This is a genomic window from Hydrogenophaga sp. PBL-H3, assembly GCF_010104355.1.
GTDB lineage: Bacteria > Pseudomonadota > Gammaproteobacteria > Burkholderiales > Burkholderiaceae_C > Hydrogenophaga.
In genome coordinates, this window is sequence record NZ_CP044972.1 from 1,682,391 (window position 1) to 1,694,918 (window position 12,528).

Here is a 12,528-nt window from a genome sequence, read left to right on the forward strand (position 1 = left end):
CCCTCACCCTAGCCCTCTCCCAGGGGGAGAGGGGACAAATCACGTCTCGCCGGGCCGGCGATCGGGCGGGTGAGGTCGGTCGCCTGCGTGGCGAGTTCGTGTGCATCGAGGTGCACCACGCCGTCCTCCACCTTCACCGCGAACTTCGGCGTGCAGCCTTCGTCGGGCGCCTTCGCGCAGCCGCTGTCCAGGCCAATGGTCCAGTTGTGCAGCGGGCAGGCCACGCTGGTGCCGAAGACGATGCCCTGGCTGAGGGGGCCGCCCTTGTGCGGGCAGCGGTCGAGCAGGGCGAACACCTCGTCCTGTGCGTTGCGGAACACCGCCACGTCCAGGCCTCTTTCGCGTTGGACGCAGCGCGAACCCAGCACGGGAATGTCGTCCACGCGGGCAATGGGAATCCAAACGCTCATGCTGCGCTCCCTTCGAGTGATACGGGTTTGATTGGAATGAACTGGCGCGTGTCCACCGAGGCCTGCTTGAAATCGAACCACGGATCGGGTTCACCATCGAGCGCGAACTGCAGCTCGGCCCACAGCGCCTTGCGGCCTTCGTGGTCGTCCAGGATCTTTTTCTTCACGTAGTCCAGACCCACGCGGTTGACGTAGTGCACGGTCCTCTCCAGGTACCAGCCTTCGAGTCGGTAGAGCTGCATGAAGGCGCCGGTGTACTCCAGCACTTCCTCGGCGGTCTTGAGCTTGGTGAAGAAGTGGGCCACCTCGGTCTTGATGCCTCCGTTGCCGGCCACATACATCTCCCAGCCCGAATCCACGCCGATGATGCCCACGTCCTTGATGCCGGCCTCGGCGCAGTTGCGTGGGCAGCCCGAGACGGCGAACTTCACCTTGTGTGGTGCGTACATGCGCCACATGGCGCGCTCCAGGTCCTTGCCCATCTGCGTGCTGTCCTGCGTGCCCATGCGGCACCACTCGCTGCCCACGCAGGTCTTCACCGTGCGCAGGGCCTTGGCGTAGGCGTGGCCGCTGGGCATGCCGATGTCGTTCCACACGGCCTGCAGGTCTTCCTTCTTCACGCCCAGCAGGTCGATGCGCTGGCCGCCGGTGACCTTCACTGTCGGGATCTTGTACTTGTCCACCGCATCGGCGATGCGGCGCAGCTCGTCGGCCGTGGTCTCGCCGCCCCACATGCGCGGGATCACGCTGTAGGTGCCGTCCTTCTGGATGTTGGCGTGCATGCGCTCGTTGATGAAGCGGCTTTGCGGATCGTCCTTGGCCTCTTTCGGCCAGGTGCTGATGAGGTAGTAGTTGACGGCCGGGCGGCACGACGCGCAGCCGTTGGGCGTGCGCCAGCCCATGCCGGCAAACACCGCGCCGGTGTTGGTGTACTTGCTCTCGCGGATCGCGTCGCGCACCGCCTGGTGGCCGTGGTCGGTGCAACTGCACATGGCTTTGAGCTTGGGCGTGGCCGAGTAGTCGCCGCCAGCGGTGAACATCAGGATCTGCTCCACCAAGCCGGTGCACGAGCCGCAGCTGGCGCTGGCCTTGGTCTGCTTGCGCACCTCTTCCAGCGTGAACAGGCCCTTGTCCTTGATGGCCTTGCAGATGGCGCCCTTGGTCACGCCGTTGCAGCCACACACCTCGTCGGTGTCGGCCATGGCCGAGGCCTTGCTCTGGCCCTGGTGGCCCACGTCGCCGATGTTGGACTCGCCGAACATCAGCTTGTCGCGAATGTCGGCTACGCTGCGGCCGTCGCGCAGCAGCTTGAAGTACCAGGAGCCGTCCACCGTGTCGCCGTACAGGCAGGCGCCCACGAGCTTGTCGTCCTGGATCACCAGCTTCTTGTAGACGCCGCCCGAGGGGTCGCTCATCACGATTTCTTCGGTGTTGGCGCCGCCGGTGAAGTTGCCGGCACTGAACAGGTCGATGCCGGTGACCTTGAGCTTGGTCGACGTGAGCGAGCCCACGTAGCGGCCGATGCCGAACTCTGCGAGATGTGTGGCCAGCACCTTGCCCTGTTCGAACAGCGGTGCCACCAGACCGTAGGCGATGCCGCGGTGCGCCGCGCATTCGCCCACCGCGTAGATGCGCGGGTCGGTCACGGTCTGCAGCGTGTCGCTGACCACGATGCCTTTGTTCACGTGCAGGCGCATGCTCTCGGCCAGCGCGGTGTTGGGGCGGATGCCGACGGCCATCACCACCAGGTCGGCCGGCAGCTCGGTACCGTCCTTGAAGCGGATCGCCTTCACGCGGCCTTCGTCGTTGCCCACCAGCTCCTGCGTCTGCGCACCGATCAGGAACTTCATGCCGCGCGTCTCCAGCGACTGCTGCAGCAGCTTGCCCGCCACGTCGTCGAGCTGGCGTTCCATGAGCCAGGGCGCCACATGCACCACGCTCACTGTCATGCCGCGCTTCATCAGTCCGTTGGCCGCTTCCAGGCCCAGCAAGCCGCCGCCGATGACGACCGCGTGTTTGTATTTCGTGGCCGCGTCGATCATGGCCTGCGTGTCGGCGATGTCGCGGTAGGCCAGCACGCCTTGCAGGTCCTTGCCGGGCAGCGGCAGCATGAAGGGGTTGGAGCCGGTGGCCATGATGAGGCGGTCGTAGGGTGCCTCGATCACGCTGCCGTCGGCATCGGTGGCGCGCACCACGCGCTTGATGCGGTCCACCTCGGTCACGGTCTTGCCCGCGTGCAGCGTGACACCGTTGTCGGTGTACCAGGCCCAGTCGTTGAGCACGATCTCGTCCAGCGTCTGCTCACCGGCGAGCACCGGCGAGAGCAGGATGCGGTTGTAGTTGGGGTGGGGCTCGGAGCCGAACACCGTGATGTCGTAGAGGTCGGGGGCGATCTTGAGCAGCTCCTCGAGCGTGCGCACGCCGGCCATGCCGTTGCCCACCATCACCAGTCTTGATTTCTTCATCGCGGCTACTCCAGTTGTGATTCGAAAGCGTCAGGTGCATACCCCGTGCCAGTGAACGCTGCGCGCACGCGCGCCTTGAGCCTGGGCACCAGAAAAATGGGATATGCGGTTGTTCCGGCCGAGAAGCCGGGCTGAGGCGCGCCTCTGTTGGCGGGCCCCGTTGTCTCGCTGCGCACGTCGTTGTGCACAGTCCCGCGACACTGCGGTCGGGGTCAGACGCTTCGTCACGTCTGCGTTGAACCATGCAAAACGTGTGCCATATCATCGACACCCCGCGGCAGTGCAGCGCCTAGCCGGCACGCAGCGTGCTGCGGTTGCCGGGGCTGGGCCCGGTATTCACTCACAAGCTCTTGATTCATATGACATCTGCGCTGGTTTTTCGGAGCGGCCCCCAGGCCAACTTGCCGCTCGCGCTTGACCTGGAGGCCATGGGCATCGATGTCATTGCGCAGGAAGAGGGCTGCAGCAAACTGGTGCAGGGCGTTGTGCGCCATGCACCAGATGTGGTGATCGGCGAGGTGTCGGCGAGTGCCGATGCACTGTTCAAGGCCACGCAGGCGCTGGCCGACACCGCACCGTGCCCGGTGATCGTGTTCACCACCGACAGCGATGCCGGCCACATCGAGCAGGCCGTGGCATGCGGCGTGCACGTCTACGTGGTCAACGGTTACGCGGCGCATCGCCTGCGCGCGCTCGTTCACCTGGCGCAGGCGCGTTTCCGGCGCGAACAGGCGTTGCAGGAGCAGTTGCGCGACGTGTCCCAGCGTTTCGAGGACCGCAAGATGGTGGAGCGCGCCAAGGGCATCCTGATGCGCGCGCGGCAGGTGTCCGATGACGATGCCTTTCAGATCCTGCGCACCGCCTCCATGCACAGCAACCAGCGGCTGGGCCAGGTGTCGCAGCACATCATCCAGTCGGCCCACTTCGCCGAAGGGGTGAACCGGGCCGGGCAGCTGCGCATGCTCTCGCAACGCCTGGTCAAGCTCCATCTGCTGCGCCTGGCCGAAGTGCAGCCGCGCCAGCAGCAGGCGCTGCTGGACGACTCGATCCAGCGCGTGGACGCCAACATCGCGCTGCTGGGCAAGACGCTCTCGGCGCCCACTTTCGGCGACCTGCTGGCCCAGGTGGAGGCCACGTGGCAGCGCCTCAAACCGACCCTCAAGGGCAAGCCTGCGGCAGGCCAGGTGGCGCAGGTGGACGAGCTCGCAGAGCGCTTGCTGCAGGAGGCCGAGCGCCTCACGGCGAGCCTGGAGAGCGCGGGCTCGGCCCCGCCGCTGAAGCTGCTCAACACCGCAGGGCGCCAGCGCATGCTGTGCCAGCGGTTTGCCAAGTGCGCGCTGATGCACCTGATGGAGGACGGTGAGCGCGCGCCCGCCAATGACGCTGCCCTGGTCGGGGCGCAGCGGGATTTCGAGTCGGGCCTGGCCATGCTCAATGGCCTGCCCCTGTCCACCCCGGAAATCCGCCGCACGCTGGAGGCTGCGGCCCAGGAATGGGAGCAGGTGCTCGCCGGTGCCGCCCACATCCAGCGCCCCGCGGGGCGCGACCGGCTGCTGCGGCTCGAAGGTCTGGCCGTGGCCAGCGAAAGCCTGCTCCAGGCTTTCGAGCAGCTGTCGGCCGAGTACGAGCGCAGCATGCAGATGCTGATGGGGTGATGCGCTGTGGCCTTTGACATCGACATCGGATTTGTCTGCAAGGCCGGCCGCAAGGAGCCCAACGAAGATTTCTGCGCCGCCATGCTGCCGCCCGAGGGGCAGGAAGACATGGGCTCCATCGTGGCCATTGCCGACGGGGTCAGCGCCGGCGGCCTGGGGCGCGAAGCGGCCCAGACCACGGTGACCAGCCTGGTGCGCGACTACCACAGCACGCCCGAAACCTGGGACACCACCGTGGCGCTGGACCGCATCATCGGCGCGCAAAACGCGTGGCTGGCCGGGGTCAACCGAAGCCGCCAGCCCGCCATGGGCCTGACCACACTCACCGCGCTGGTGCTGCGCGGCCAGTCGTACACGCTGGCGCATGTGGGTGACTCGCGCTGCTATTTGCTGCGCGATGGCCAGACGCTGCGGCTCACGCACGACCACGTGGTCAACCACCCCGACCTGCAGCACCAGCTGCTGCGTGCGGTGGGCCTGGAAGACCATCTCGTGGTCGACTATGTGCAGGGCGACCTGCAGGTGGGTGACACCTTCGTGATGCTCACCGATGGCGTGCACGCCAGGCTGTCCGAGCGTCGCCTCGCCGACTGCGCCGATCCGTCAACCCGCGCACAGGACACCTGCGAGCGCCTGGTGGAAGCAGCGCTGGCCGCGGGCAGCGACGACAACCTCACCGCCATGGTGGTGCGCGTGCTGGGCCTGCTTGATCCGAACCTGGAGGACGCCAGCCGCGCGGCCCAGACCCTGCCCATGGCGCCGCGCCTCAAGGTGGGCGACCCGATCGACGGCTTTGTGGTGACCGCGCCGGTGGCCGACAACGGCATCAACCTGCTTTACCAGGTGCGCGATCCCGCCACGCAGGCGCTGTATGCGCTCAAGACCCTGCACCCGGCCCGCGCGCACGATCACGACGAGCGCGCCATGCTCGCGCATGAGGCCTGGCTCTCGCGGCGCATGCAGTCGTCGCGCGCGGCCGACAACCTGGTGTGCCTGCACCACAGCCTGCCCACGCAGCGCCCGCGCAGCGCCTACTACCTGCTGTACGACTGGCACGGCGGCGAGACCCTGCAGCAGATGCTGGACCGCATGCAGCGCTTCGCGCCCGCCCAGGCGGTGCAGATCGCCATGCAGACCCTGCGCGTGCTTGGCCGCATGCACCGCCAGGGTGTGATCCACCGCGACATCAAGCCCGCCAACCTGCACCAGGGCGACGACGGCGTGCTGCGTGTGCTGGACCTCGGTGTGGCCCTGAGCGGGCGCGAGCCCGAAAGCATGCGCCGCCTGCACGCCGGCACGGCGAGCTATGTGAACCCCGAGCAGTGGGGCTACAACACGCGGCAGGCTTCGGGTGCTTCCGATGCCGAGTCCAAGGAGCTGCCCGATGCGCAGAGCGACCTGTTCGCGCTGGGCGTCACCCTCTACCAGTTGCTCACCGGACGTCTGCCCTATGGCCAGGTGCTGCCCTACCAGGTGGGGCGCTACTACCGCGACCCCACCCCACCCAGCCGACACAACCCGGAGGTGCCGATCTGGCTGGACCACGTGGTGCAGAAGGCGGTGGCGCGCGACAAGGCGCTGCGCTTCGAGACCGCCGAAGAGTTCTTGCTGGCGCTGGAGCGCGGGGCGTCGCGGCCGCTGACCATGCCGCCGGCCTCGGCGCTGCTGCAGCGCGACCCGACGATGCTGTGGAAGCTGCTGCTGGGCTTGAGCGCGCTGTTCAACGTGTTGCTGGTGTACTGGCTGCTGTTCCTGCCGACGTAGCGCAGAGCTTCAAGCAGAGCGCGCCCGCCCACCTTTCTCAGCCCAGGTGCGCGTCCAGCGGATCTGCATGAAGCGCATCATGCCCAGCGCGCACAGGGCGAGCACCGAGAACAGCGCGAAGCCCCAGAAGTAGGTGCCGGTGTACTGGCGCGACAGGCCCATGGCGTTGGGCACCAGGCCGCCGCCCAGGGCGCCGATCTCGCCGATCATGGAGCCGGCCACGGCCGTGGTGAGCGGCCAGCGCAGCGGCACCAGCTGAAACAGCGCGCCATTGCCCGCGCCCAGCGCCGCGAAGCACAGCATCATGAGCAGTGTGGTGACCACCAGCGAACCGCCCGCCATGCCGCAGGCCAGCAGCGTGACGGCGATGATGGCGAGCACGGCGGTGAGCGTGTTGATGCCGCCCCAGTGGTCGGAGATCCAGCCGCCGAAGATGCGCAGCGCCGCGCCCATGAAGGCGGCCAGCATGGTGAGCTGTCCGGCCTGCACCTTGCTCACGCCGAACTGGTCGTAGTAGTAGCTCGGCAGAAAGGTGGCCAGGCCGATGAAGCCGCCGAAGGTGATGGCGTAGATGGCGCTGAAGGCCCAGCCGTCCTTCTCGAACAGGCAGGCGGTGTGTTCGCGCATGCCGGCGTGCTTGTCCACGTCGTCGGGCTCGCGCGCAAAGACGATCATCACCGCCACCGGGATCAGCAGACCGAGGGCGGCCAGGCCGTACACCGCTTTCCATCCATAGGCCTGGGCCAGTTGCGGCGCCAGCAGCGCAGAGAGCGACGTGCCCACGTTGCCCGCGCCCACCAGGCCCATGGCCAGGCCCTTGTAGCGCGCCGGGAAGGAGCCCGAGCCCAGCGAGAGCGCCACACCGAAGCTGGCACCGGCGATGCCCAGCAGCACGCCCATGGCCAGCAAGTCGTTGAAGGTGTCGACGAAGAAATAGCCGAACAGCAGGGCGATGGCGATGCCGCCCATTTCCACCAGCGTGGCGTTCTTGCGGCCGATGTACTGCGCCAGGATGCCCAGCGGAAACCGCATGAGCGCACCGGCAAAGATCGGCACCGACAGCATCACGCCGAGCTGGGCCGGGCTCAGCCTGAGCGAGTCCTTGATGAACGGGGCCATGGCCCCGTTGGTGACCCAGACGCCACAGCAGTAGGTGAAGTAGACGAACGAGGCCAGCAGGGTGGGGCTGTGGCCTGCTTTGAGGAACGTACGGAAACCCGCCATGGCGTGGACCTTTGTGAGAGGGGAGTGGGGTGAAGATCAAACCCACGCCGCAGACGTCCGGATCTAAGTGCCGGGTGCGGTGCATGGGGCGCACCAGACTGCCGGAGCCGCCAGCCTGGTGCAAGAGCAAAGGCCATCGTCAGCCTTCGCGTTCCATCTCGCAAATTCCATGCCGGGAGTCACGCCCTCTTTTGGGGATCAGGCCACTTTTTCGACGTGCGCCTGGCGCGTGTAGAGGAAATCGATCACCGCCTTGCGGCACTGCTGGTAACGCGGTTCGTCTGCCAGCGCCACGCGGTTGCGCGGGCGCGGCAGGTCCACGCTGAGCACCTCGCCGATGGTGGCGGCCGGGCCGTTGGTGAGCATCACGATGCGGTCACTCAGCAGCACCGCTTCGTCCACGTCGTGCGTGACCATGACCACTGTGCTGTGCGTGCGCGCCACGATGTCCAGCAGCTCGTCCTGCAGCTTGGCGCGGGTGAGTGCATCGAGTGCGCCGAAGGGTTCGTCCATCAACAAGACCTTGGGTTCCATCGACAGGGCGCGGGCAATGCCCACGCGCTGTTTCATGCCACCGGAGATCTCGCCGGGGCGTTTCTGTGCGGCGGGCGTGAGGCCCACCAGGGCCAGCGCGGCGTCGGTGCGGGCCTTGAGTTGGGCCTTGCTTTCGGTGGCTGCGAACACGCGTTCAACCGCGAGGTAGACGTTTTCGAAACAGGTCAGCCAAGGCAGCAGCGAGTGGTTCTGGAACACCACGGCACGCTCGGGGCCGGGGCCGGAAATTTCCTTGTCGGCGCACAGCAGCACGCCGCTGGTGGGCACGGTCAGGCCGGCAATCAGGTTGAGCAAGGTGGACTTGCCGCAGCCCGAATGACCGATGAGGGTGACGAACTCGCCCTTGGCCACGGCCAGGTTGATGTCGCGCAGCGCGGGGAAGTTGCCCTTCTTCGTCTTGAAGGTCTGCTCCACACCCTGGATCTCGATGTATTTTTCGTGTTGCATGGTGAACTCCAAACCGTTCGCCCTGAGCCTGTCGAAGGGCAGCGAACGCAAGTGATGGGTGAGGGCTTCGACAAGCTCGGCCCGAACGGAGGTGTCAGCTTTTGACTTCGTCGAACGTGAACAGGGTGGCCAGCTTGATGAGGCCGAATTCGAGCACCAGGCCCACGATGCCGATCACGAAGATCGCGATGATGATGCTGGCCACGTTGAGGTTGTTCCACTCGTCCCAGATCCAGAAGCCGATGCCCACGCCGCCGGTCAGCATCTCGGCGGCCACGATCACCAGCCAGGCCGTGCCCACCGCCAGGCGCACACCAGTGAGCAGGTAGGGCAGCACGGCTGGGAAGAGGATCTTGGTGAAGATCTTCCACTCGCTCAAGTTGAGCACGCGCGCGACGTTCATGTAGTCCTGCGGCACGCGCTGCACGCCCACCGCGGTGTTGATGATCATGGGCCAGATGGAGCAGATGAAGATGGTCCAGATGGCGGCCGGGTTGGCGCCCTTGAAGACCAGCAGGCCGATCGGCAACCAGGCCAGTGGTGACACCGGGCGCAGCAGGCTGATGAGCGGGTTGAACATGCGGCTCAGAAATTCGAAGCGGCCGATGGCAAAACCCGCCGGGATGCCCACCGCTGCGGCGAGACCAAAACCGATGGCCACGCGCTGCAGCGACATGAGCACGTTCCAGCCCACGCCCTGATCGTTCGGGCCGACCTGATAGAACGGATCGGAAAACACCTCGATGGCTTGCTTCCACGTTTCCAGAGGTGTCGGAATGCCGCTGGCGCCGGTGCCCGCCACCACCGCCCACACGGTGATGAGGAAGACCAGGCCCAGCAGGGGCGGCAGGACGTTGGCCCACAAAAAGCGCAGGTCCCAGCCGCGCCGGGCTTGCGCCACCGCAACGGGTGCCGCCACCACCGCGACAGGCACTGCCGCAGGTGAGGAGGGCGGCTCGGTCTTGGTGGAGGCGAGCCCCTCCAGTGGCGTATGAAAGACGGCGCTGACCATGGTGTTTCTCCGGTGCGGCGGCCTGCTCAGGCCGCGTTGATCTTGAAGCTGTCGGCGTACTTCGCCGGGTCCTTGCCGTCCCACACCACGCCGTCCATCAACTTGGCGCTGCGCATCTCGGACTTGGGCAACGACGTTTTGCTGGCCGTGGCGGCTTCCTTGAAGATGTCGATGCGGTTCACGGCCTTGGCCACGGCCAGGTAGTCGGGGTGCGACTTCAGCAAGCCCCAGCGCTTGTGCTGCGTCAGGAACCACATGCCGTCGCTCAGGTAGGGGAAGTTGGCCGCGCCGTCGTTGTAGAACTTCATGTGGTTGGGGTCGTCCCAGGTCTTGCCCATGCCGTTCTGGTAGCGGCCCAGGATGCGCTGGTTGATCGCATCCACGCTGGTGTTCACGTAAGAGCGCTGCGAGATCGTCTCGGCCATCTTGTTCTTGTTCTGCAGACCGGCGTCGATCCACTTGCCGGCTTCCAGGATGGCGGCCGTCACGGCGCGCGCGGTGTTCGGGTTCTTCTGCACGAACTCGGCCGAGGTGCCCAGCACCTTCTCGGGGTGGTCCTTCCAGATGTCCTGCGTGGTGTTGGCCGTGATGCCGATACCGTCCATGATGGCGCGGTGGTTCCAGGGCTCGCCCACGCAGAAGCCGTCCATGTTGCCCACGCGCATGTTGGCCACCATCTGCGGTGGCGGCACCACGATGGCGCGCGCGTCTTTCATCGGGTCGATGCCGGCTGCTGCCAGCCAGTAGTAGAGCCACATGGCGTGGGTGCCGGTTGGGAAGGTCTGGGCGAAGGTGTATTCGCGCTTTTCGGTGGCCATCAGCTTGGCCAGCGAGGGGCCATCCACCGCGCCTTTTTCGGCCAGCTTCTTGGACAGCGTGATGGCCTGGCCGTTCTGGTTCAGGTTCATCAGGATCGCCATGTCCTTCTTGGGGCCGGCGGTGCCCAGCTGCAGGCCATAGATCAGACCGTAGAGCACGTGGGCGAAGTCCAGCTCGCCATTGACCAGCTTGTCGCGCACACCGGCCCAGCTGGCTTCCTTGGTCGGAACGATCTTCACGCCGTACTTTTTATCGATGCCGAGTTCGGCGGCCATCACCACGCTGGCGCAGTCGGTCAGCGGGATGAAGCCGATCTTGACCTCGGTTTTTTCAGGCGCGTCGGAGCCGGCCGCCCACACGCCGCTGTGGCCCAGGGTGGAGAAGAAGGCGGCGCCACCGATGGCGGTGCTTTTCTTGATGAAGTCGCGCCGGGAAGCCGCTGCGGTGTCGGCCAGGGCCTGGGGAACGGTTGCGCTGGGGGTGTCTGCGTTCATGTCCAACTCCTTGCTGATGAAAAAAACCGGTTGCCAAAGCAAAACGGCGACCATCTCCAAGCCTGTGATGCGCAAGCCGGAAATGGACGCCGTTGTCCTGTGTCTGGGGAGACTGTCGAAACCCGGGCCGCCATTGGCTCGCGTTTCCTTGTCTTGGTTACAGCAGTTTGTGTGCCAGCATCAGGGTTGACCCGGGTGGCCGTGGCAAGAGCTTTGATTTCAAAGCAGAAATCGATCCGGGTCGCGTCATGTCAGCGGCCAGGTGGCGGTCTGATCGTGGTTGCGGATGCCTCAAACTGGTGCGCCCGGCCTCGGCGGCACGGAATTTGTGCGCTGCAACAGGATGCGGTGCGCTCAGCGCAGCCGTTCGGGCAGCACGTCGGCCATGGCCAGCACGGCCTCGGCCACCTCGATCAGGCGGCGGTTCTGGTTCATGGCCATCTGGCGAATGGCCTTGTGGGCTTCTTCCTCGCTGAGGTGGCGGTGCGCCATCAGCAGGCCTTTGGCGCGCTCGATCAGCTTGCGTTCGTTGAGGCTGGCACGCACGGTGTCGAGTTCTTCGCTCATGGTCTGCAGGCGCCGCGCCTGCGCCTGCACCAGCTCCAGGATCGAGCGCTCCAGCTGAAGGCCGTAGTTCTGCGGGCCTGCGGCGAAATCAACGCTGTCCCCATCCCTGGGTGCCCTGAAAAATGACAGGACGTCTGCCTCGGTGGCGGGGCCTGTTTGCAGCGCGTGAAAGCTGTTGAGCTCGGCATGGGCCGCAACGATCTTCTGCTCGCAGGTTTGCAGCAGGTCCAGCGCCAGGCGTTCTTCGACCGCCTTCATGCGGTCGATGCGCCGGCTGCAGCAGTCAAACCACGCGCGACTCAACTGCGCGTTCAGCGGCGAGCCATGGGCGGCCGTGCACAACACGCGGCGCAGCCGTTCCAGCTCGGCCAGCGTGGCGCTGGCCTGGGTGGCGTGCCACAGGTCCACGGCCTGGGCTTTCGAAAACTCGGCAAACACCTCCAGGCAGCGTTCCTGAGACTCGATCAGGTGGAGCAGACGCTGCTGTTCGCCCGCCTCGGCGCGGCCACCGACGAACAGCGCGGACCCGGCCGCGCGTTCCTGGCCGGCGAACTCCTTGCCCTGCATGAAATTGAACAAGGCCACCAGCAGGCGCGAGATTTCCGGATCGCTGGCGCTGTCCGCCGCCTCGAACACCACCGCCAGCAGGCCGGAGATCAGGCGCACGTAGGCCTCGGTCGCCTGCTGGGTCGTCCACTCCAGCGCCTGCACCCGCGAGCGCAGCCCGTCCAGCGCGTCCAGGCCATGCAGCACGTAGGCGATGCGGCTGAACAGGCGCGCGCCGTTGCCCACCAGGGCCGATTCGGTGTCCAGGTCGTCAAAGCAGGCGCGCAGTTCGGCCTCGATCTGGCGGCACTCCCGGATCTGGCCCGCCCGCATCTCGCCAAACTGAAGACCTTGCGAGCCGAGGAACAGGTTGGACAGACCCCGCTCGCGCTGCAAGCCGTGCACCAGACGCCCGGTCACATTCACCAGGGCGCTCGTGAGCGCGAGCTGCTGCAGCTCGGCGATTTCGCAGCGTTTGGCTGCCACCAGAAAGTTCAGAGCCGATTTCATGTCCGAGGGGGTTTTTCGCTCATCCCCAAGGCTGAGCAACAAACATGCCGCCCGTACACT

Annotated in this window: 9 protein-coding genes; 2 read left to right on the forward strand and 7 right to left on the reverse strand. The window is 66.1% G+C overall.

Annotation, left to right across the window (positions count from 1 at the left end):
• Nucleotides 1–8 precede the first annotated feature (8 nt).
• Both nirD and nirB read right to left on the reverse strand, forming a co-directional pair.
• Nucleotides 9–410 carry a nitrite reductase small subunit NirD gene (gene nirD, locus F9Z44_RS08005; RefSeq protein ID WP_159605056.1) on the reverse strand — a complete coding sequence of 134 codons (402 nt, stop codon included), beginning with the start codon at nt 408–410 and terminating at the stop codon, nt 9–11.
• On the reverse strand, nt 407–2,875 hold the full coding sequence (gene nirB / locus F9Z44_RS08010; RefSeq protein WP_159605058.1) for a nitrite reductase large subunit NirB: 2,469 nt from the start codon (nt 2,873–2,875) through the stop codon (nt 407–409). Before nirB ends, nirD begins: the two co-directional genes overlap by 4 nt.
• 359 nt (nt 2,876–3,234) lie before the next feature.
• On the opposite strand from nirB, the gene F9Z44_RS08015 reads away from it, so the two are divergent.
• Complete coding sequence (locus tag F9Z44_RS08015; RefSeq protein WP_159605060.1) at nt 3,235–4,530, forward strand: type IV pili methyl-accepting chemotaxis transducer N-terminal domain-containing protein; 1,296 nt, start codon at nt 3,235–3,237, stop codon at nt 4,528–4,530.
• 6 nt (nt 4,531–4,536) lie between these two features.
• A complete protein-coding gene (locus F9Z44_RS08020; protein WP_159605062.1) occupies nt 4,537–6,294 on the forward strand; it encodes a bifunctional protein-serine/threonine kinase/phosphatase in 1,758 nt (585 codons plus the stop codon).
• Nucleotides 6,295–6,303: 9 nt separating this feature from the next.
• Here the strand turns inward: F9Z44_RS08020 and F9Z44_RS08025 are convergent, their stop codons facing one another.
• The 5 genes from F9Z44_RS08025 to F9Z44_RS08045 all read right to left on the reverse strand — a co-directional run bounded on the left by F9Z44_RS08025 (nt 6,304) and on the right by F9Z44_RS08045 (nt 12,468).
• Nucleotides 6,304–7,518, reverse strand: a complete 1,215-nt coding sequence (locus F9Z44_RS08025; RefSeq protein WP_159605064.1) for an MFS transporter — start codon at nt 7,516–7,518, stop codon at nt 6,304–6,306.
• 198 nt (nt 7,519–7,716) lie between these two features.
• Nucleotides 7,717–8,520 carry an ABC transporter ATP-binding protein gene (locus F9Z44_RS08030; RefSeq protein ID WP_159605066.1) on the reverse strand — a complete coding sequence of 268 codons (804 nt, stop codon included), beginning with the start codon at nt 8,518–8,520 and terminating at the stop codon, nt 7,717–7,719.
• 94 nt (nt 8,521–8,614) lie between these two features.
• Complete coding sequence (gene ntrB, locus F9Z44_RS08035) at nt 8,615–9,532, reverse strand: nitrate ABC transporter permease (protein WP_159605068.1); 918 nt, start codon at nt 9,530–9,532, stop codon at nt 8,615–8,617.
• A 26-nt stretch (nt 9,533–9,558) separates the two neighbouring features.
• Nucleotides 9,559–10,845, reverse strand: a complete 1,287-nt coding sequence (locus tag F9Z44_RS08040; protein WP_159605070.1) for an ABC transporter substrate-binding protein — start codon at nt 10,843–10,845, stop codon at nt 9,559–9,561.
• A 354-nt stretch (nt 10,846–11,199) separates the two neighbouring features.
• Nucleotides 11,200–12,468 (reverse strand): nitrate regulatory protein, encoded by a 1,269-nt coding sequence (locus F9Z44_RS08045; protein ID WP_159605072.1) that lies wholly within the window; start codon nt 12,466–12,468, stop codon nt 11,200–11,202.
• Between the last annotated feature and the right edge of the window lie 60 nt (nt 12,469–12,528).

Excerpts from the sequence above, each read along its gene's own strand:
- ntrB (WP_159605068.1), bottom strand. The coding sequence starts at position 9,532 with ATGGTCAGCGCCGTCTTTCATACGCCACTGGAGGGGCTCGCCTCCACC.
- nirB (WP_159605058.1), bottom strand. The coding sequence starts at position 2,875 with ATGAAGAAATCAAGACTGGTGATGGTGGGCAACGGCATGGCCGGCGTG.
- F9Z44_RS08030 (WP_159605066.1), bottom strand. The coding sequence starts at position 8,520 with ATGCAACACGAAAAATACATCGAGATCCAGGGTGTGGAGCAGACCTTC.
- F9Z44_RS08045 (WP_159605072.1), bottom strand. The coding sequence starts at position 12,468 with ATGAAATCGGCTCTGAACTTTCTGGTGGCAGCCAAACGCTGCGAAATC.
- nirD (WP_159605056.1), bottom strand. The coding sequence starts at position 410 with ATGAGCGTTTGGATTCCCATTGCCCGCGTGGACGACATTCCCGTGCTG.
- F9Z44_RS08040 (WP_159605070.1), bottom strand. The coding sequence starts at position 10,845 with ATGAACGCAGACACCCCCAGCGCAACCGTTCCCCAGGCCCTGGCCGAC.
- F9Z44_RS08025 (WP_159605064.1), bottom strand. The coding sequence starts at position 7,518 with ATGGCGGGTTTCCGTACGTTCCTCAAAGCAGGCCACAGCCCCACCCTG.
- F9Z44_RS08015 (WP_159605060.1), top strand. The coding sequence starts at position 3,235 with ATGACATCTGCGCTGGTTTTTCGGAGCGGCCCCCAGGCCAACTTGCCG.